Below are 19,657 nucleotides of genomic sequence, written 5' to 3'. Positions count from 1 at the left end.
CGGGCGTCAGGTCTGGGCGGCCTCGCGCACCTTGCCGCCGTCCACCCGCAGGTGACGCGTGGTGTGCACGGCCTTCAGCATCCGCCGGTCGTGGGTGACCAGCAGCAGCGTGCCGGGGTAGGAGTCCAGCGCGGATTCGAGCTGCTCGATGGCCGGCAGGTCGAGGTGGTTGGTGGGCTCGTCCAGCACCAGCAGGTTCACCCCGCGCGCCTGGAGCAGGGCGAGCGCCGCCCGGGTGCGCTCGCCGGGTGACAGGGTGGCCGCCGGCCGCAGCACGTGCGCGGCCCTCAGCCCGAACTTCGCCAGCAGCGTCCGCGCGTCGGCCGGCGCCATGTCCGGCACGGCGGCGCCGAAGGCCGACATGAGCGGCTCGTCCCCGAAGAACATGCCGCGCGCCTGGTCGACCTCGCCGACCACCACGCCGGGGCCGAGAGCGGTGTGCCCCTCGTCGAGCGGCACCCGGCCGAGCAGGGCCGCGAGCAGCGTCGTCTTGCCCGCGCCGTTGGCCCCGGTGATCGCCACGCGCTCGGCCCAGCCGATCTCCAGGTCGACCGGCCCGAGGGCGAACGCGCCGCGCCTGACGACCGCGCCGCGCAGAGTGGCGACGACCGCGCCGGCCCGGGGCGCGACGGCGATCTCCATGCGCAGCTCCCACTCCTTGCGGGGCTCCTCGACGACCTCCAGCCGCTCGATCATGCGCTCGGTCTGGCGGGCCTTGGCGGCCTGTTTCTCGGTCGCCTCGGTACGGAACTTGCGGCCGACCTTGTCGTTGTCGGGCGCCTTGCGGCGGGCGTTCTTCACGCCCTTCTCCATCCACGCCCGCTGCGTCAGCGCCCTGGACTGCAGCGCCGCCCGCGTGTCGGCGAACTCCTCGTACTCGGCGCGCGCGTGCCGGCGGGCGACCTCCCGCTCGGCGAGGTAGGCCTCGTACCCGCCGCCGTAGACGTGGACCTGCTGCTGGGGAAGGTCGAGCTCGACGACCTTGGTCACCGTCCTGGCGAGGAACTCGCGGTCGTGGCTGACCACCACGGTGCCCGCGCGCAGCCCGTTGACGAAGCGCTCGAGCCGGTCGAGGCCGTCCAGGTCGAGGTCGTTGGTCGGCTCGTCGAGCAGGAAGACGTCGTACCGGCTGAGCAGCAGGGACGCCATGCCCGCGCGGGCGGCCTGGCCGCCGGACAACGAGGTCATCGGCTGGTCGAGCCGCACGGCCAGGCCGAGCTCGGCGGCGACCTCCTCCGCGCGCTCGGTCAGGTCGGCGCCGCCGAGGGCGAGCCAGCGTTCCAGTCCGGCCGAGTAGGCGTCGTCCGCGCCGGGACGGCCCTCCACCAGGCCCTCGGTGGCCGCGTCGAGGTCGCGCTGCGCGGCGGCGACGCCCGTGCGGCGGGCGAGGAACGCCGCGACGGTCTCCCCCGGCCTGCGCTCGGGCTCCTGCGGCAGGTAGCCGACCACCGCGGAGGGCGGGCTGAGCTGCACCGACCCCTGCTCGGGGGCGGCGATGCCGGCGAGGATGCGCAGCAGCGACGACTTGCCGGCGCCGTTCACCCCGACCAGGCCGATCACGTCCTCGGGGGCGACGACCAGGTTCAGCCCGGAGAACAGGGCCCGGTCGCCGTGCCCGGCGGCGAGATCTTTGGCGACGATGGTGGCGCTCATGCCCAAACGCTATCCGGCCCGGACCACACCGTGGCACAACCCGCCCGCCACCCCGCACGGCGGTTCCGCGGCGACGACCCGGCCGCCCCCTCCCCCTTGCCCACCCCTACCCGCCATGGAAGGCGGGTGCGCCGCCCGTCGCGGCATGACCGGTCAGGGAGATCCCGGCTACGATCGCCGTGTGATGATCGGAGGCGCGGACGGCGGCAACCTGATGGCGATAAGCGACCTGCATGTCGCCTACGCCGAGAACCGCGAGATCGTCGAACGCCTGCGGCCGCAGTCCGACGACGACTGGCTCGTCATCGCCGGCGACGTGGGCGAGTTCGTCGCCGACATCGAATGGGCGCTCACCGTGCTGGCGCGGCGCTTCGCCACCGTCATCTGGACCCCGGGCAACCACGAGCTCTGGACGCCGAAGGACGACCCCGTGCAGTTGCGCGGCGAGACGCGGTACCGCCACCTGGTCGGCATCTGCCGCCGCCTCGGCGTGCTCACCCCGGAGGACCCGTACGCCGTGTGGACGGGCCCCGGTGGCCCGGTGACCATCGTGCCGTTGTTCCTGCTGTACGACTACACCTTCCGGGCGCCCGGCACCACCAAGGAGGAGGCGCTGGCGGGGGCGTACCAGGCGGGGGTGGTGTGCACCGACGAGTTCATGCTCCACCCCGACCCGTATCCGAGCCGCGACGCCTGGTGCCGGGCCCGGCTGCGCGAGACCGAGCGGCGCCTCCTGTCACGGGACCCGTCGATCCCGACCGTCCTGGTCAACCATTTCCCGCTGGTGCGCGAGCCCACCGACGTCCTTCGGCACCCCGAGTTCGCGCAGTGGTGCGGCACGGTGGAGACCGCCGACTGGCACCTGCGCTACAACGCCGCGACGGTGATCTACGGGCACCTGCACATCCCGCGCACGACCTGGTACGACGGCGTGCGCTTCCAGGAGGTCTCCCTGGGCTACCCGCGCGAGCGCCACATGTACAACGTCCCCGGGATGGACTCCCTCCGCCACGTCTTCCCCGACCTGTCCCACGCCTGAGCCCCGGCCTCTCCCGGCACTCCCCCGTCTCCGAACCCAGTCCCACCTCTGGGTTTCCGCCGCCGGACCCCGGATTCTGTCGGACCTGGCTGCGATGATGCGAGTGTCGCGCGCGACGTTCCCATCCGCCGCTCTGCCGAGAGGTGTACTTCTCATGCCCGGACAGGTTCCTCCCATCGCGGACGAGCGCGAGGGGCTGCTCGCCTTCCTCGCCCAGCACAGGTACGTGCTGCGCCTCGCCGCCCACGGCCTCACCGAGGAGCAGGCGCGGGCCACCCCGTCGGCCTCCTCCCTCAGCGTCGGCGGCCTGATCAAGCACGCCGCCACCGTCGAGCGCGGCTGGGTCGCCATGGTGCTCCAACGGCCGGGCGGCGACTCCGAGGAGGAGTACGAAGCCAACTTCCGCCTGGCGCCCGGCGAGACGCTGGCGGAGGTCCTCGACCTGTACGACCAGGTGGCCAAGGAGACCGAGGCCGCCATCGCCGGCATCCCCGATCTCGGGCAGGCCGTCCCGGTGCCCAAGGGGGTGCCGTGGTTCCCCGACGACGTCGAGGCGTGGTCGGTCCGCTGGGTCCTGCTCCACCTGATCACCGAGACGGCACGGCACGCGGGCCACGCCGACATCGTGCGCGAGTCGATCGACGGGGCCGCCGCGTTCCCGCTCATGGCCGCCGCCGAGGGCTGGCCCGCCACCCCCTGGCTCCAGCCCTGGAAACCCCCCACCGACCACGCCTAGTGCGGTGAGCACATACGTTCACCGAACGCGGCTCTCCACCGGTCTGGTGCCCGGCGTCCGGGTGACCCGGCCCGGGGTTCCCCTGCTCGTCCCTGATCCCGCCAAGGGCGGGCAACTTCCGGTTTATGGTTGTTCGTCGTATTCCTACGCCGGGTAGGACCTTATGACGGAGAAGGCGTTCCGGAGCACGGGCCAGCGGGAGGAGGGATGCCCGATGTTGACCGTCGGCCTGCTGGTGCGCGTCCACGCGCGGCCGGGCAAAGAGGCGGAGATCGAGAGCTTCCTGCGCGAGAGCCTCGGCCGCATCGAGGACGACTCCGATCCGCCGATGTGGTTCGCGCTGCGCATCAACTGCGCGACGTACGGCATCTTCAACGCCTTCACCGAGGACACCGGGCGGCAGGCGCACCTGAGCGGCAGGGTGGCGGCGACCCTGATGGAAAGGGCGGACGAGCTCTTCGTCCGGCCGCCGACCGTCGAACGGGTCGACGTCCTCGCCGCCAAACTGCCGACCTGACCGCCGAAGTGCCGCTTCGGCTCAGGGGTGTGCCGCTACGAGGTAGGCGGGGTGGTTCCGGGTTGGAGTCGCTCGGCCAGCCAGGCCAGTGACAGCGTGTAGCGGTAGTCGATGCCGCCGTGGCCGGCGTCGAACAGCTCGAAGCAAATGATCTCTTCCGAGACGCCGTGGGCGAGCAGCGCCTCCCGGAACGCCTGCGCGCCGATGTCGAGCTTGAACTCGTCCCGGGTTCCCGCGTCGATCCACACCGCGCACATCGAGCGCATGGCCTCGGCGTACTTCGGGACCATGCGCACGGGGTCCCAGTCGAGCCAGCGCTGCCAGACCTGCGGCCGCAGCACCCCGGTGCGCGGGTCGAACGGCAGCTCGGGTGTGCCGTCCTCGGCGGCCGAGAACGCCGACGAGCAGCCGAGGACGCCGAGCAGCGTGCCGTCCGCCGGGTCGGTGAAGGCGGTGCGGCCGAGGAAGGCGTCGAACCATCGCCCGATGTCGCCGTCGTAGGCCCGCAGGTGGCGCACGGCGTCCGCGAACTCGGGCAGGTAGCAGAACTCGTAGAGGGTGTCGCCCGCGTGGGTGGCGAAGGCGCCGAACAGGTCGGGGCGCAGCATCGGGGTGATCATCGCGCCGAAGCCGCCGCTGGACTTGCCGGTGATCGCGCGATGGTCGCGGCCGGCGAGGGTGCGGTAGTGCGCGTCCACCCACGGCACGATCTCGTCGCAGAGGTAGGAGTGGTAGCGGCCGGTGCCCGGCGAGTCGACGAACTGGCTGCCTCCATAACCGGTCCAGGCGTCCACGTAGACCACGATCACCGGCGGGGCCTGCTCCATGGCGAAGACATGGTCGGCCGCCTCGGGGAACGGCAGCCGGAACGGCGTGCGGTTGCGCCACATGGCCACGTGACCGGTGTAGCCCTGGATGACGTACACCGTGGGGTAGCGCCGCTCCGGCTCGTCGTCGTAGCCCGGCGGCACGTAGACCCACAGGGGTCGCTGGTGGGGGTCCTTCAGCGGGTTCCCGCGCAACAGCTCGCTGTCGAACACGTGCTCGTCGAGCCGTCCCGCAAGGTCAGCCTGCCAGGGCAACATCGGCATCCTCCTTAGGCCCTCACATGCGTATCACGAACCTCCCTGGCGCGCCTCCCCGCCTTCTGGTCACCCACTCCCGCACCGGGCCTCCTCAACTCGGCATACCTCCCAAGCGGCGGGTGCCGCCCGGCATTCCCTTCTTCGCTCGCCAGGCGATCGACGCTCGCTCCAGCCGCCTCCTGGATGCCGTCTCACGCCGCACCATGGTCGTCTTCATGCTGTCCACCAGGCACGATAGGCTCTATCCATCGTTTGTTGACGTGACATCATTTGCTGGGTAGCTTATTCCTCGCAGCAACTTCTGACACGTCAATGATGTGCGGATCAGCCGCCTCAGAGCGTCCTGGCAACCACGGGCCGATCGGCCACGAAGCAGACAGACAAGGGATTCGGACCACCATGACCAAGATCGCCATCATCCTCGGCAGCACCCGTCCGGGCCGTAACGGCGAGGCCGTCGCCAACTGGGTCTACGACATCGCCAAGCACCGCGACGACGCCGAGTACGAGCTGGTCGACATCGCCGAGTACAACCTGCCGCACCTCGACGAGGCGATTCCGCCCTCCATGGGCCAGTACGCCAACGCGCACACCAAGGCGTGGGCGGCCAAGATCGCTTCCTTCGACGGCTACGTCTTCGTCACGCCGGAGTACAACCACTCCACCTCGGGTGCGCTGAAGAACGCCATCGACTTCCTCTACGGCGAGTGGAACAACAAGGCGGCCGGGTTCGTCAGCTACGGCGGCGCGGGCGGCACCCGCGCGGTCGAGCACCTGCGCCTGATCATGGGCGAACTGCAGGTGGCCGACGTCCGCGCCCAGGTGGCCCTGTCGCTGATCACCGACTTCGTCAACTACAGCCAGTTCGCGCCCGCCTCATACCACACCCCGGCCGTCGACACCATGCTCGACCAGGTCGTCGCTTGGAGCAAGGCGCTGTCCTCGCTGCGCCGGCCGATCGCCGCCTGAACGGGTCGCACCGCCCCATCGCGACGACGTCACCCGCGACCCGGGACGGACGCCGTTCTGACCGCGACGACGTCACCCCGACCGGGGACGGACATCGCCTCAGCCGCGACGGACGTCACCCGGACCGGGGACGGACATCGGCGAGGCGGCCCGGTCGCCGCCTCGCCGGATCCCCGGGCCCTCGCCCGGGGATCTCGCGTTTTCCGGGCTTCTTCCTCCTTCTGCCGCGCTGACCTGGGGGTCGTCCCGTACGGGTCGCACGGGCCCGTGCGGGCCGTACGCCACCGCGCTCCGACCGGCGTACCCTCCGAGCAGAACCAACGCAATGCAGGAGGCTTCCCCATGGCCGAGGACCGCACCCCCTCGAATCCCGCGTCCGAGACAGAGCTCCCGGCAGCCGAGACGGAGGTCCCGGCCAACGCGCCGGACGACCTGGAGCGTCCGGCGCCGCCGCGCATCAACACCTCGGTCCCGCACTCCGCCCGCATCTGGAACTACCTGCTGGGCGGGAAGGACAACTACCCGGTCGACCGGATGGCCGGGGACAAGGTCCGCGAAGTCTTCCCCGGCATGGTGGACATCGCCCGACATTCCCGTCACATGCTCACCCGCGCGGTGCGCTTCCTCGCCGACGAGGCCGGCATCCGGCAGTTCCTGGACATCGGCACCGGCCTGCCCACGGTGGACAACACCCATGAGGTCGCCCAGCGCCTGGCCCCGGAGTCGCGCATCGTCTACGTCGACAACGACCCCTTGGTGCTGGTGCACGCCCAAGCCCTGCTGACCAGCACGCCGGAGGGGGCGACCGACTACATCGAGGCGGACGTGCGCGACCCTGAGCTCATCTTGGCGGAGGCGGCCAAGACGCTCGACTTCACCAAGCCCACAGCGCTCATGCTGATGGGCATCCTCGGCCTGGTCCCCGACTACGACGAGGCCCGCTCGATCGTGAACCGGCTGATGGACGCCCTGCCCTCGGGCAGCTACCTGGCGCTCTACGACGGCGCCGACACCGATCCGTCGTACGTCGAGGCGTTGCGGCGCCACAACGCCGGGCCCGACGTCGTGGGCTACACCCCGCGCAGCCCCGAGCAGATCGCCGGCTACTTCGAGGGGTTCACCGTGCTCGAACCCGGCATCGTCTCGGTGTCCCGGTGGCGCGTCGACCCGGGCCTGTGGAAGCAGGCGGCCGAGGTCGCCTGCGTCGGCGGCGTGGCCTACAAGTCCTGACCCGCCGGACCTCCTCCTCCGGTCACCCTCCGCATGGCCCGTCGCGTGGCCCGTCCGCGTCGTCACACGGCTCGGACGGGCCACGCGGCTCGGACGGGCCACGCGGCTCGGACGGGCCACGCGGCTCGGACGGGCCACGCGGCTCGGACGGGCCACGCGGAACGAGGTCACCGGCCGGGTCGACGCCGGCCCCATCTCCCAGCGGTCACGCCCCGGCCCGCCGCCCTCTCGTCGGACGCGGGTATCCCGAACACCCGCTGGTCCGGCCGGGGCAGCACCGGCGGCATGGGCGTGCCGTCCGCACGAAACTCGTGCAGGGCCAGCAGTTTGCGCCGCTGACGATCATCGAGCGCCCACCGCAAGATCCATTGCCCCAACACCCCAACCGGCAACGCCCACCACGTGCTCGGGTGGAGTCCCGGTAGCAGACTCGGCGACCAGAGCAAGAGCAACGTCCGAATGGCGCTCTTGGTGGCGCGCCACGCGCGGCCTCCTTCCAGCAGATCATCACGGGCCCACCACCGATAGTGGAATGGCAGACGCTGCCCCAGAACGACGTAACGCAGCCAGGGGCCGGGCCGGGGATGCTCCCGTAGACGAAGCGCGATCCCACCGCGAATCACGTCGAGCGAGTCGCGCAGAGTCGGCCGGGTCTGGCCGCGCTCGGCCAGGTCCAGCAGCGTCGAGAGCAGTTCGTCGCCGCGGTACTCGCGGAAACGCGGAGGGTAGGCCAACATGAGCCGCCGTGCGGCGCGCTCGTAGGCGTCCACTCGATCACACCCCCATCCCTGGCTGGGCACGCAGGTTGAGCCGCCGCTGTGCGCCGGCGGCCAGCCGGACCAGGCGCGCGGTCTCCTCGGTGAGGAGCTCCTCGCCCGGACCGGTGAGCTCGTAGTAGCGCCGGTGCCGGCCGTCGACGACCTCTTCGCCGCTCACGCGCACCAGCCCTTCGGTCGCGAGGCGGTCGAGGGCGCCGTAGAGCGTGCCCGGCCCAAGGCGGACGCGCCCCTCCGACACCTCCCGCACGGTCTTGATCACCCCGTACCCGTGCGAAGGCCCCTCGGCGAGAGCCAGCAGGATCAGATAGCTCTGTTCACGCAACGCCATATCCGATATATATCGCCAAACGATGTATCAATCAAGAGGCCGGCACCTACGACACGGCCGGGACGGGGTGCGGGGGTGACGGCACCGACGATCAGGCGCGGCCTCTGGCACGCGAGGACGGTCAGCGGCGGGCGGTGAAGTACGCGACGGCGCCGTCGCGGTCGACGGCGATCTCGCGGAGCCCCGCCGCTTCGAGCCAGGACGCCAGGTCCGCCGCCGTCCCCACCTCGCCGAAGACGCCGAAGCGCCGGAGGACCGCGATCGCCGCGTCCTGTCGCCGACCGCCACCGCGCACCACCGACGTCCCCCTCAGAAGCCCGCCCGGCCGCAGCACCCTCGCCATGTCCGCGAGCGCCGCGGCCGGGTCGGGGAAGCAGTGCAGGCCGAAGTAGCTCAGGCACAGGTCGAAGGTCGCGCCGGGGAAGGGCAGCGCCGTCACGCTCGCCTGCGTGAGGGCGAGATTCGCAAGTTCGTAACGCTCCGCGACGGCCCGCGCGCGTCGCAGCATCACCGGCGCGAGGTCCACCGCGACGTACCGCCACGAGCCGTCCCGGGGGATGCCCCGGAAGGCGACGCCTCCCCCGCACGGGACGTCGAGCACCCGCGCTCCGCGGCCCGCCGACGAGCCGAGCGTGGCGATGTCGCGGTAGTGGCGCCGCAGGTCCGCGCCCCACACCGCACGCCCGCCGATCAGGCCCAGCCACCTGTGCTCGATCCCGACGTCGTACAGGACTCCGATCAGCCCGGCATCACGCCAATCCATGGCCTCACCACCCGACCGACACGGCGGAACGTCCCTATGACCGATTTCAGCACTTTTTCGGCAGTGGCGTCGACCTAAGCTCTGCCCGGCTCACGGCCCCGGCCGCGCGCCCCCACGTGGCGGCGCGATCATCCGCCACGGATCGGCCTGTGGTCCCTCTGGAAGGGAATATGAGAACGTCCCAATCGCGCACCCCGTCGGCCGCGCCGCAGGAGAATGCGGAGGGCACACGGGAACGCCATCTCGGCACCCTCGTGCGAGAGCACGAGAAGGCCCTGCTGGCCTACACCGAGAAGCTCCTGAACGATCGCCATCTGGCGGAGGACATCGTGCAGGAGACCATGGTCCGCGCCTGGCACAACGCCGAGCGGCTGCGCGACGGCGAGGGGTCGGTCCGCGGCTGGTTGCTCACGGTCGCCCGCAACCTCGTGATCGACCGGTCCAGGAGCGGGTTCCACCGGCACGAGGTGACCGGCGCCGACATGTTCGACCCCACGCAGCGCGACCACGCGGACGCCGTGGTGGCCTCGGTGGCGGTCGCGGAGATGCTCGGCTCGCTGTCGGCGGAGCACCGGGAGGTGCTGGTGCACACCTACCTGCGCGGACGCACCCTCCGGGAGGCGGCCGACGACCTCGGCATCCCCGTCGGCACCGCGAAGTCCCGGCAGCACTACGCCCTGGACCACCTCAGAAGACGCGAGCGCCCCACCCCCTCCCCCGCCCTGACCTGACCCGGGCTCACACCGCCGGGGGCTCACGCGAAAGCCGGCGCGGCCGAACCAGACACGGGGTCTCCGCCAAGCCGTCCGGCATCGCCTGACCCGCCGAACTCGCACGGCCGGGGGCTCACGCGGGGGCCGACACGGTGAGGTTCAGCACGGGGATCTCGACCGAGCCGTCCGGCAGGGCCTGCCAGCGCCAGTGGGCGCCGTCGGCGTCCCCGCACACCAGGGCGGTCCATCCGGTGGCCGGGTCGCAGAACGCGGCCAGGTCCGCGGCCTCCTCCCCCGTCGGCGGCCCGGGGACCACCAGCAACGCCCGCAGGAGGCGGCGCTGAGCCGCCGCGCGCAGCGTCCCCGTGCCGCGCGCGCCCGCGAGGACGGGCGCCGAGCCGGGCCTCGGCGCCTCGACCCGCGGCAGGCCGTCCGGCACCGCCACCGCCCCGGCCCCCGGCCGCGGCAGCACGGCGACCGGCGTGGCCGGCGCGGTCCGCGCCACCTCGGCGAGCAGTCCCCGCACCACGTCGCCGGCCACGGCACGGTCGCCGGTCACGCTCAGCACCCCGTCGAGCCGGCTGAGGTCCACGAACACCTTGCCGCCCTGGTCGTCCACCCCGACCCGCACGAGCAACGGCGTCGGGGTTCCGGGGGCGGGGTGGGCGCGGCGGGCGGCGGGCGTGGGGGCGTCGGCCGGACGCCGCCACCGCGCCCCGCCCAGGTCACGCCACGGCGCCGGCGGTTCGTCCCGGGTCGCCACCCACGCGGTGACGCCCGCGTCGTCCACCGACATCGCGTGCACCGGGTACCCTTCCGGGCCGGTCAGCTCGGAGAGCGCCGCGTAGGCGCGGCGCGGCGCCTCCGCGTCCCCGGCGAAGGCCTGGGCCAGCGACCTGCGATAGGCCAGCCGGCGCGCACGGCGGGCCGGCTCGCCGAGGCGGCGGACCAGTCGCGGGACCCAGGCGAACGCCCGCCGGAGCCGCCGCCTGGCCACGATCGCCGCGGTCAGCAGCCCGAGGAGCAGCGCGCCCAGCACGGACAGCACGATGGGCAGCGGCAGCACGACGGCGTTCGCGGCGGGCGAGCCGCCCACGGGAGCGGACTGGTCCCCCTGAGCGGAACCGCCACCCTGGCCGGCACCGTTCCCCTGGCTGAAACCGTTCCCCGGACCAGAACCGTTGCCCTGACCGGCACCGTCACCCTGGCCCGAGCCGGTGCCCTGACCTGAATCGTTCCCTTGGCCGGAGCCGTTCCCTTGGCCGGAATCGTTCCCCTGGCCGGAGCCGGGGCTCGTCTCGCGGGCGAGTTGGACGTCGGGGCCGTTGGCGTCGGCGGGCAGCCGCAGGATCCAGCCCGGCCGCAGTTCGCGCGGATCCCGCAACGACGATCCGTCGGACTGGGGGCGCCCGGCGTTGAGCTGGAAGATCTCACCGGCCCTGTTGGCGTCACCCAGCGTGCGCGCCGCGATGGCGGTGAGCGAATCCGGTCGCCCGCCGTTCCGCTCCGCCGTCCGCACCACGTACACCTTGATCAGGTCGTCGCCGTCCCGCGCGGAGGTCGCGGAGAAGACCGCGGTCGCGGCGGAGGCGTTCGCCGTGGCCGGCGTCCACACCGAGAAGAAGATCGCCCACAGAGCCGGGATCACGATGGCCGCCCGCCGCGCCCTCTCCCACCGACCGCTCACCATGTGGCCCACCCATTCCCGGCACGGCACCCGCCGGCCTCACGTCATGCGGGGTCCACTCGGACCTGCGCCTCTTCCGGGCACACGTGATGGAAGGGGAGAAAGTTCGACCTGAATTTCTTCCATCCGACCATGAACCCTTCGGTCCGCCGTCCCCGTGTATCGGGCGACAGGAGCCATCACTTCGGGGGGATCACGTGGCACGACGGCATACCTCGGGCTTCGACGTGCTCGGGATGTCGGGTGATCCGACACCTGGTGACCCGGACGAGATCCGGCGACTCGCCGACCGCTACCAGGAGATCGCGGACCAGGCGAGCACCGCCGCGCAGATCCTCGGCAAGGGCGGCGCCGTCGAGCGGGGAACCGGCAAGGCGATGGACGCCCTGCGTGCCCAGCTCAAGTCCCTCCCGGACAAACTGGCCAAGACTCGCGACTCCTTCGAGTCGGCCGCGAGCGCCTACAAGACCTATGCCTCTCAGCTCCAGGAGGCGCAGTCGCAGGTGGACCGCGCGATGGACCAGGCCGGGCCCGTCGCCGGCACGGCCGGGCAGACCGCGCCGTCCCTGCCCCCGGACGCGAGCGACGAACAGAAGGACGCGGCCCGCAAGCAGGAAGACGGCATCAACGCCGCCAACCAGACCATGTCCGCCGCCCGGAGCCTCGCCGAGCAGGCCAGGAGCCTGCGCGAGCAGGCCTCCAGCCGGGCGGGCCGGGAGTTGGACGACGCCGCGGCGAAGGCGATCCCCGAACGCAACTTCTTCCAGAAGATCGCGGACTTCTTCAAGGACTTCCCGTTCGTGAAGATCCTTCTCGACATCCTCGTGGCGGTCGTCGCGATCTTCTTCCCGGTGATCGGGTTCGTCCTCGGCGCGGCGCTGTTCGCGTTCCAGACGATCCAGCAATTAGCGACAGGCGACTTCAAACTCGGCGACTTCGCCGCGGGTCTGATCGCCCTGGTGCCCGGCGGATCCGTGCTCCGTGCCGGTGGGCGGGGGATCAGCGCCGTCGGCACGAAGATCGCGCCAGGGCTGTTCAAGGGCGGCGCGGAGTCCGGCGGGTTCTTCCAGACGGTCTCCGGCAACATCAGCAAGATCAGCGAGACCTTCACCGCCAGTAAGCCGTTCACCATCGCCTTCGACAGCCCGGGCGGCAAGCTCATCACCGGGACCATCGGCCAGTTCGGCAAGGGCGTCGGCGAGGAGGCCGTCGTCAAGAAGCTCAACGGCGACGAGATCACCGCGGGCAACCTGCTGGGAGGCGCGGCCGCGGCCGCCGTCGGCGGCGGGATCTTCAAGGGCGTCAAGGCCGGCCGCGGCGGCGACTTCGGCGGGGGCGCCTTCACCCCCCGGCCGGACGCCCCCGGCACCCCCGCTCCGGCCGCCGCCGGCGCGGCCGGTTCCGGCGCCGCCGCGCCCAAGCCCACGTTCAAGGACAATGCCATCCAGCAGGCCGAGGAGCTGATCCCGGAAGGCGCGTCCGCCGCCGTCAAGGTCGGCGTCGCGATCAGCGAGGGAGCGGATCCCAAGGAGGCGATCGCCGGCGAGGCGGGCAACGTCCTGCCGAAGACCGTCGGCTCGGTCGGCAAGCGCCCGATCGCCGACAAGATCGACTCGATCTTCCCGACCAAGGGCACTCCCCGCCCGACCACCGGCGACAACGGCCCCGGCACCACGCCGTCCACCAATCCCCCCGACACCACTCCCTCCGCACCCACCACGGGCCCCGACGCCGCTCCGGCCTCCCCCACCACCGCTCCGGCCTCCCCACCGGCGTCACCGACCACCGGCACCGGCCCCTCCTCCCCCGCCACGGGCCCCGACGCCACCCCCGCCACCCCGCCGGCCTCTCCGACCACCGGTACCGGCCCCTCCCCCGCCACGGGCCCCGACGCCGCCCCGTCATCGCCGGCCGCGGGCCCTGCCGCCGCACCCGGTTCCCCCACCACGGGTACCGACGCCGCGCCCTCCTCGCCCACCACCACTCCGACTTCCCCGCCGGTATCACCGACCACGACGACCGGCACCGGCCCCTCCTCGCCCGCCGCGGGTCCCGATGCCGCGCCGTCCTCTCCGACCGCCGCTACCGGCCCGGCGGCCTCATCACCGGCCGCCGGGCCCGACGCGGCTCCATCAGCACCGGCCGCGGGCCCTGGTTCCGCCCCCGCCTCTCCGGTGGCGGCTCAGGGTCCGGATTCCGCGGGCGGCGCAGCGGGCGCGTCCGGGACCGGCAGCGCGTCCGGGACGGGCGGCGCCTCTGGGACGGGCGGCGGCACACCTCCGTCGTCGCCCACCGGCGCCACCGCCTCCCCGAGCAGCGCCACCGCCTCGTCGTCCGGTGACGCGCCCCCGCCCTCGCCGAGCACGCAGGCGCGGAACACACCGCTTCCGCCCTCCCCCACGGTGTCCGAGACCCCGGACACCCTCCCGCCGCCACCGGCCACCCCCTGACCCCATCGGCCCGGCCGGCCTCGGACGGGCCCCACGAGACCGCCACCTTTCGGTGGATGGATGACAACGACCGTTCAGGAGAGAGACCATGCCCAACTTCACCGTCAACTCCGACGAGACCGCCTCCACCTCGGCGGCGCTGCTCAACGACTTCTCGCAGCTCCAGGACAAGCTCAGCGAGGTCCGCGGCAAGATCCAGAACCTGCTGGCGCAGGGGTACAGCACCCCGGCCGCGCAGCAGAAGTTCCAGCCCTTCTTCGACGAGTTCGCCAAGGGCTTCGACTCGGTGAACCAGTCGCTCCAGGGCATCGGCCAGTACGTGAAGGCCGTCGGCGAGGCGTTCTCGCAGACCGACGACCAGCTCGGCTCGAACCTGTCCTGACGGCCGGCCGCCACGGCGCCATGCCGCGGCGGCCCCGTCCCCGGGCCGGCCACCGCCGGCCCTCACCCGTCCGCTTCGCACAAGGGACTCGATCACCGTGCGTCTGAACGTAAGCGTCCGGACCCCACTGGACATGGAGGTCTCCACGGCCGTCACCGTGGACACCGACCCTTCCGCGCCGGTGGGGCGACTGGCCGCGGAACTGGCGAGCGCCGTCGACCTCGGCGGCCACGCCAGGACGGCGGGCCCGGTGCTCTACATCGGCGCCGAGCCGGTCGATCCGGCGGCCACCCTGTACGCGGCCGGTGTCCGTGACGGCATGGACCTCGGGCTCGACGTCCCCGTTCCCGGGGAGCGGGAGCCTGAGGGCCTGGCCGAGTTGCGCGTGGTCAGCGGGCCGGCGGCCGGGACGTCCTTCCGGCTGCCGCCCGGCGACTACGAGATCAGCGGCGGGGCCGCCTGCCGCGTCCGGCTGTCGGCCGGGGCGCCGCCGATCGCGGCCCGGGCGCGGGTGCGGGTGGACGGCACCGTGGAGGTGACGGCGCACGGCCAGGCGTCGCTAGACGGCAAGGAGCTGTCGGGGACGGCGACCTGGCCGGAGGGCAGTCAGCTCACCGCGGGCGACAGCCTGCTGGAGCTCGCCGTCCCGGTGAGCAGGCGAGTGCCGCTGACCCCGGCGGCGGACGGCCTGGGCCTTGAGTTCAACCGGCCGCCGCGGTTCCGGCCGTCCGGAGGCGGCGGCCGGTTCCGGCTGCCCACCGCGCCGACCAAGCTGGAGAAGCGGCCGATCCCGCTGCTGCCGATCCTGCTGGTGCCGGTGGGCGGCGCGCTGGTCGCCATCCTGACCACCGGCCGCTGGTCGTTCGTGTTCCTCGCCCTGCTGTCGCCGCTCGGCGCGCTGCTGACCCAGTTCGGCGGGCGCAAGCAGACGCAGGCGAGCTATCAGGAGAAGCTGCGCGAGCACGAGGCGTCCATGGCGCGCGTGCGCGCCGCCGTGGATGACGCGGTGCTGCGCGAGCAGAACGCGCTGCGCCTGTCGCTGCCCGACCCGGCGTCGCTGCTGCAGACGGCCTCGTCGCCGTCCGAGCGGCTGTGGGAGCGCAGGTGGCGCGACCCCGACTTCCTAGACGTGCGGGTGGGCACCGCCGATCTGCCGTCCTCGCTGAGCGTCGAGGACCCGACCCTGGAGGAGTACCGCCGCACCACGACGCCCTGGCTGACCCAGGTGCCCGTGGCGATCCCGTTGCGCGGCTCCGGGGTGACGGGCGTCGCCGGCCAGGACGCGGCGAACCTCGCGGGCTGGATGACCGCGCAGGCCGCGGCGCTGCACAGCCCGTCCGACCTGCGCATCGTCGTGCTGGCCGGACCGGACGGCGAGGACGCCTGGTCGTGGGTGCGCTGGCTGCCGCACTGCCAGCCGCAGGGCGAGGACGCCTACGCGCTGGTGGGCAGCACCAGCGATTCGATGGCCCGCCGCATCGGCGAGCTCGGGCAGCTCGTGGCGTCGCGCGCGGCGGCCGGGGCGGACGCGCAGCGCGGCGGGGCGGCGGGTTCGCCCGACATCCTCGTCGTCCTCAACCAGGCCCGCCGGGCGCGTTCGCTTCCCGGAGTGGTCGGCCTGCTGCGCGACGGCCCCGCCGTCGGCGTCTACACGATCTGCGTGGACCGCGAGGAGCGGTCGCTGCCGGAGGAGTGCGCGGCGGTGGTCGCCGTCGAGGAGGACGGCGTCCAGGTGCGGACCGCGCAGGGCGCGGCGCCGGAGAACGTGCGCGTGGACTTTCCCGAGCGTGGCTGGTACGAGCGGCTCGCCCGCGCGCTCGCGCCGTTGCGGGGCGTCGGCGACACCGACGAGAGCGCCCTTCCCGGCTCGGTGCGGCTGCTGGACCTGCTGGGCATCGAGCCGCCCACGTCCGAGGCGATCTCGGCCGGGTGGGCGCTGGCGGGGCGGAGCACGCGGGCCGTCCTGGGCGCCGGCTACGACGGGGACTTCTCGGTGGACCTGGTGCGGGACGGCCCGCACGCGCTGATAGCCGGGACGACCGGCGCCGGCAAGTCCGAGCTGCTGCAGACCCTGGTGGCCACCCTCGCCGTCGTCAACCGCCCTGACGAGATGACGTTCGTGCTGGTCGACTACAAGGGCGGCAGCGCCTTCGCCGAGTGCGCCGACCTGCCGCACACCGTCGGTCTGGTCACCGACCTGGACACCCACCTGGTGGAACGCGCTCTGGTCTCCCTGGGCGCGGAGCTGCGTCGCCGGGAGCATCTGCTGGCCGAGGCGGGCGCGAAGGACATCGAGGATTATCTGGACAAGCGGACGCGTGGCGGCGATGTCCTGGCCGCGCTGCCCCGCCTGCTCCTGGTGATCGACGAGTTCGCCTCTATGGCCAGGGAACTGCCGGACTTCGTCTCCGGCCTGGTCAACATCGCCCAGCGCGGACGGTCGCTCGGCATCCACCTGGTGCTCGCCACCCAGCGGCCGAGCGGGGCGGTGACGGCCGACATCCGCGCCAACACCAACCTGCGGATCGCGCTGCGCACGACCGACGGCACCGAGAGCCGCGACATCATCGACGCGCCCGACTCCGGCGCCATCTCCCCCGGCACGCCCGGCCGCGCGTTCGCGCGGCTCGGGCCTTCGGCGCTGCTGCCGTTCCAGGCGGGACGGGTGGGCGGGCGCCGGCCGGCCGGCTCAGTGGTGGCCTCCACCGAGGTGAGGGTGCGCGCGCGGGGCGTCGGCTGGCCGGAGCTCGGCGGCCCGCTGCCGCCGGCCGTCCGCGCCAAGAACGCGGCGGACGCGCAGGAGGCCATCACCGACCTCGCCGTGCTGGTGGGGACCATCGCGGACGCCGCGCGGGCGACGGGTGTGCCCGCCCAGCCCAGCCCGTGGCTGCCGCCGCTGCCCGAGGTGCTGGAGTGGGCGCCGCCCGCCGGGCCCAAGCCGCGCGACGACCGGGACGCGGTGCTGCCGCCGGTCAACTACGGCCTGATCGACCTGCCCGCCGACCAGGCGCGGCGCCCGCTGGTGCTGGACCTCGACCGTTCCGGGCACCTGCACGTCATCGGCTCCCCGCGCAGCGGGCGCTCCCAGACTCTGCGCACGCTGGCCGCCGGGCTGGCCTCCGCCCACGGGGCCGACGACGTGCACATGTACGGCATCGACTGCGGCAACGGCGCCCTGAACGCGCTCACCGCGCTGCCGCACTGCGGAGCGGTCGTGGACCGCAACCAGATCGAGCGTCTGGGGCGCCTGCTGGACCGGCTCACCGCGGAGCTGACCGCCCGCCAGTCGCTGCTCGGCGCCCGCGGCACGGCCGACCTGGCGGAGTACCGGCGGATGGCGCCCCCCGGCGAACGGCCGCCGCACATCGTGCTCATGGTGGACCGGTTCGAGGTGTTCGAGCGGGAGTTCAGCAGCTACGACAACGGCAGCTACCTGGAGCGCATGCTGCGTCTGCTGCGCGACGGCGCCGGGGTGGGGCTGCACGTCGTGCTGGCCGGCGACCGTATCCTCGGCTCGGGCCGGTACGCGGGCACCACCGAGGACAAGATCGTCCTGCGGCTGAACGACCGCGCCGACTACTCCTCGGTCGGCCTCAGCTCCCGGTCGGCGCCCTCCGACCCGCCTCCGGGCCGCGGCATCCGGGTGCAGGACACCAGCGAGGTGCAGATCGCCGTCCTCGGGCCCGACCTGTCGGGAACCGCCCAGGCGTCCATCCTCACGGCCCTCGGCGGGGAGCTGACCGCCCGCGAGGCCGACGTCCCGCGGTCGCGGCGGCCGATCCGGCTGGACCTGCTGCCCGACCGGATCACCTACGAGAGCGCCTCGGCGCTGCGCGCCGCCCACGGGCCGATGCGCCCGCTCGTCGCCATCGGCGGGGACACGCTGACCGCCCTCGGCCCCGACCTGGCCGACGTCCCGACGTTCGTCATCGCCGGGCCGCCCCGGACCGGCCGCAGCACCGCGCTGGTCACCGTGGCGCGCTCGCTGCTGGAACAGGGGACGGGCGTGATCATCCTCGCGCCGCGCCGTTCGCCGCTGCGCGACCTCGCGGGGACGCCGGGCGTGCGGGCCGTCTTCACCGACGCGGAGGTCACGGTCGCGGACTTCCGCGCGGCGCTCGGCGACGTCCCGGAGGACAACGCGGTGATCATCGTGGACGACGCGGAGCTGTTCATGCAGTCGGAGATCGACGCCGACCTGTCGCTGCTCGCCCGCGGCGGCGCGGGGAACGGCTGGGGTCTGGTGCTGGCGGGCAACGCCGAGGCGCTGTCACTCGGGCTCGCCGGATGGGTGGGGCAGGTCAAGCGGAACCGGTCCGGGATGCTGCTGTCCCCGCAGGGCCTCAGCGACGGCGAGGTGATCGGGGTGCGGCTCACCCGCGGCCTGGTCGGCCGCGCGCCGCAGCCGGGGCGCGGCCTGCTCCACCTCGGAGACGGCACATTGACCACCGTGCAGGCGCCGTATACGGCGCCCGCCGGCTGACGGCGGCGCGAACCGCCCGTCGAACGCGGTGGGGCGGGTCCGGGACGATCTCCCTGACCCGCCCCACCGCCATGTCGCGGCCGGCCCGTTCTCGCGGCACCGGCCGGGGGCTCACTTGACGGGGTTCGCCTTGGAGCCGTCGAGGGCGACGGCGAACCAGGTGCCGCCGACCCCCTGGCCCTTCTCGTCGCCGGGGCGCTGGTCCTTGGCGAAGCGGTAGACCGGCCAGCCGCCGATGGTGATCTGGATACGGCCGTCGCCGCGCCGGATCGCCCCGACGTCCGCGGGCCGCACGCCTCGGACGTACACCTTGCCGCCCAGCTTGATCGTGACGGGCGGCCAGGTGACGGCGCAGTCGCCTTCGCAGGTGGAGCGGGACGGGTCCGCCGAATCCTTGTCGAACCGGTAGAGGGTCGACTGGTTGACGTCCACGACGTGGGCGTCCAGTGTGCGGGAGCGGACGCCGGTGAGCTGGACCCAGACCGGGGGCTGCTCCTGGACCGCGTCCCCGGTCACCGTCCCGCCGTTACCGCTCGCGCCGTTGTCCGCGGCCGATCCGTTGACGAGTTGCAGCGGGCCGCCGGGGCCGAACTCCTGGCCGCCTGCGCCGTCCGTGCCCGCGGGAGCGGACGGGGCCGGGTCCGAGGCGGGCGGCGCCGAGGAGGCCGGCGGGGCGGGGGCCGGGGCGGAGGAGGCGGGGGCGTCGCCGATGCTGATGACCTTGCCACAGCCGGCCGCGCCGGTAAGGCCGCACAGGGCGACGGCCACGGCCAGCGCGCGGACGCCCGCCCGGCCGGCCGGGCGGGGGTTGCTTTGGAATCTCACTCGCGGAACACGAGGCGA

The 19,657-nt window shown here is 73.1% G+C and carries 16 protein-coding genes; 9 read left to right on the top strand and 7 right to left on the bottom strand.

Annotated features, from left to right (window positions below; translation table 11 throughout):
* Positions 1–6: 6 nt before the first annotated feature.
* On the bottom strand, positions 7–1,653 hold the full coding sequence (locus tag ACFQSB_RS32945; RefSeq protein ID WP_380830731.1) for an ABC-F family ATP-binding cassette domain-containing protein: 1,647 nt from the start codon (positions 1,651–1,653) through the stop codon (positions 7–9).
* A 184-nt stretch (positions 1,654–1,837) separates the two neighbouring features.
* Here ACFQSB_RS32945 and ACFQSB_RS32940 point away from each other — a divergent pair, with 184 nt between their 5' ends.
* The 3 genes from ACFQSB_RS32940 to ACFQSB_RS32930 all read left to right on the top strand — a co-directional run bounded on the left by ACFQSB_RS32940 (position 1,838) and on the right by ACFQSB_RS32930 (position 3,945).
* Positions 1,838–2,692: a metallophosphoesterase family protein gene (locus ACFQSB_RS32940; protein ID WP_354926268.1), complete on the top strand. Its 855-nt coding sequence runs from the start codon at positions 1,838–1,840 to the stop codon at positions 2,690–2,692.
* 154 nt (positions 2,693–2,846) lie between these two features.
* A complete protein-coding gene (locus ACFQSB_RS32935; protein WP_354852016.1) occupies positions 2,847–3,428 on the top strand; it encodes a DinB family protein in 582 nt (193 codons plus the stop codon).
* 214 nt (positions 3,429–3,642) lie between these two features.
* Positions 3,643–3,945 (top strand): putative quinol monooxygenase, encoded by a 303-nt coding sequence (locus ACFQSB_RS32930; RefSeq protein WP_380830730.1) that lies wholly within the window; start codon positions 3,643–3,645, stop codon positions 3,943–3,945.
* 35 nt (positions 3,946–3,980) lie between these two features.
* On the opposite strand, the gene ACFQSB_RS32925 is transcribed toward ACFQSB_RS32930, so the two are convergent.
* Positions 3,981–5,030 carry an alpha/beta hydrolase gene (locus ACFQSB_RS32925; RefSeq protein ID WP_380830729.1) on the bottom strand — a complete coding sequence of 350 codons (1,050 nt, stop codon included), beginning with the start codon at positions 5,028–5,030 and terminating at the stop codon, positions 3,981–3,983.
* A 399-nt stretch (positions 5,031–5,429) separates the two neighbouring features.
* Between ACFQSB_RS32925 and ACFQSB_RS32920 the strand changes: the two genes are divergently transcribed.
* Entirely contained in the window at positions 5,430–5,999 is a 570-nt protein-coding gene (locus ACFQSB_RS32920; protein ID WP_380830728.1) for an NADPH-dependent FMN reductase, read from the top strand.
* A gap of 342 nt (positions 6,000–6,341) precedes the next feature.
* Entirely contained in the window at positions 6,342–7,229 is an 888-nt protein-coding gene (locus ACFQSB_RS32915; RefSeq protein WP_380830727.1) for an SAM-dependent methyltransferase, read from the top strand.
* Positions 7,230–7,396: 167 nt separating this feature from the next.
* On the opposite strand, the gene ACFQSB_RS32910 is transcribed toward ACFQSB_RS32915, so the two are convergent.
* The 3 genes from ACFQSB_RS32910 to ACFQSB_RS32900 form a co-directional block, all read right to left on the bottom strand.
* Positions 7,397–7,999 carry a hypothetical protein gene (locus ACFQSB_RS32910; protein ID WP_380830726.1) on the bottom strand — a complete coding sequence of 201 codons (603 nt, stop codon included), beginning with the start codon at positions 7,997–7,999 and terminating at the stop codon, positions 7,397–7,399.
* Between the two features lie 4 nt (positions 8,000–8,003).
* Entirely contained in the window at positions 8,004–8,336 is a 333-nt protein-coding gene (locus tag ACFQSB_RS32905) for a PadR family transcriptional regulator (protein ID WP_354926212.1), read from the bottom strand.
* Positions 8,337–8,457: 121 nt separating this feature from the next.
* Positions 8,458–9,099 (bottom strand): class I SAM-dependent methyltransferase, encoded by a 642-nt coding sequence (locus ACFQSB_RS32900; protein ID WP_380830725.1) that lies wholly within the window; start codon positions 9,097–9,099, stop codon positions 8,458–8,460.
* Positions 9,100–9,269: 170 nt separating this feature from the next.
* Here ACFQSB_RS32900 and ACFQSB_RS32895 point away from each other — a divergent pair, with 170 nt between their 5' ends.
* Positions 9,270–9,830, top strand: coding sequence for a sigma-70 family RNA polymerase sigma factor (locus ACFQSB_RS32895; RefSeq protein ID WP_354851998.1), 561 nt, complete (start codon positions 9,270–9,272; stop codon positions 9,828–9,830).
* 115 nt (positions 9,831–9,945) lie between these two features.
* Here ACFQSB_RS32895 and ACFQSB_RS32890 read toward each other — a convergent pair whose 3' ends face one another.
* Positions 9,946–11,502 (bottom strand): LysM peptidoglycan-binding domain-containing protein, encoded by a 1,557-nt coding sequence (locus ACFQSB_RS32890; protein ID WP_380830724.1) that lies wholly within the window; start codon positions 11,500–11,502, stop codon positions 9,946–9,948.
* A 194-nt stretch (positions 11,503–11,696) separates the two neighbouring features.
* On the opposite strand from ACFQSB_RS32890, the gene ACFQSB_RS32885 reads away from it, so the two are divergent.
* The 3 genes from ACFQSB_RS32885 (at position 11,697) to ACFQSB_RS32875 (ending at position 18,814) form a co-directional block, all read left to right on the top strand.
* Positions 11,697–13,949 (top strand): putative T7SS-secreted protein, encoded by a 2,253-nt coding sequence (locus ACFQSB_RS32885; protein WP_380830723.1) that lies wholly within the window; start codon positions 11,697–11,699, stop codon positions 13,947–13,949.
* 88 nt (positions 13,950–14,037) lie between these two features.
* A complete protein-coding gene (locus ACFQSB_RS32880; RefSeq protein WP_354851990.1) occupies positions 14,038–14,331 on the top strand; it encodes a WXG100 family type VII secretion target in 294 nt (97 codons plus the stop codon).
* Positions 14,332–14,428: 97 nt separating this feature from the next.
* Positions 14,429–18,814, top strand: a complete 4,386-nt coding sequence (locus tag ACFQSB_RS32875; RefSeq protein WP_380830722.1) for an FtsK/SpoIIIE domain-containing protein — start codon at positions 14,429–14,431, stop codon at positions 18,812–18,814.
* 111 nt (positions 18,815–18,925) lie between these two features.
* On the opposite strand, the gene ACFQSB_RS32870 is transcribed toward ACFQSB_RS32875, so the two are convergent.
* Complete coding sequence (locus ACFQSB_RS32870) at positions 18,926–19,639, bottom strand: hypothetical protein (protein WP_380830721.1); 714 nt, start codon at positions 19,637–19,639, stop codon at positions 18,926–18,928.
* Between the last annotated feature and the right edge of the window lie 18 nt (positions 19,640–19,657).

The sequence above is a fragment of the Sphaerisporangium rhizosphaerae genome, from assembly GCF_042665155.1.
GTDB classification, from domain to species: domain Bacteria; phylum Actinomycetota; class Actinomycetes; order Streptosporangiales; family Streptosporangiaceae; genus Sphaerisporangium; species Sphaerisporangium rhizosphaerae.
The sequence above is the reverse complement of the archived record's forward strand: the minus strand, read 5'-3'. Positions and strand labels throughout refer to the sequence as shown.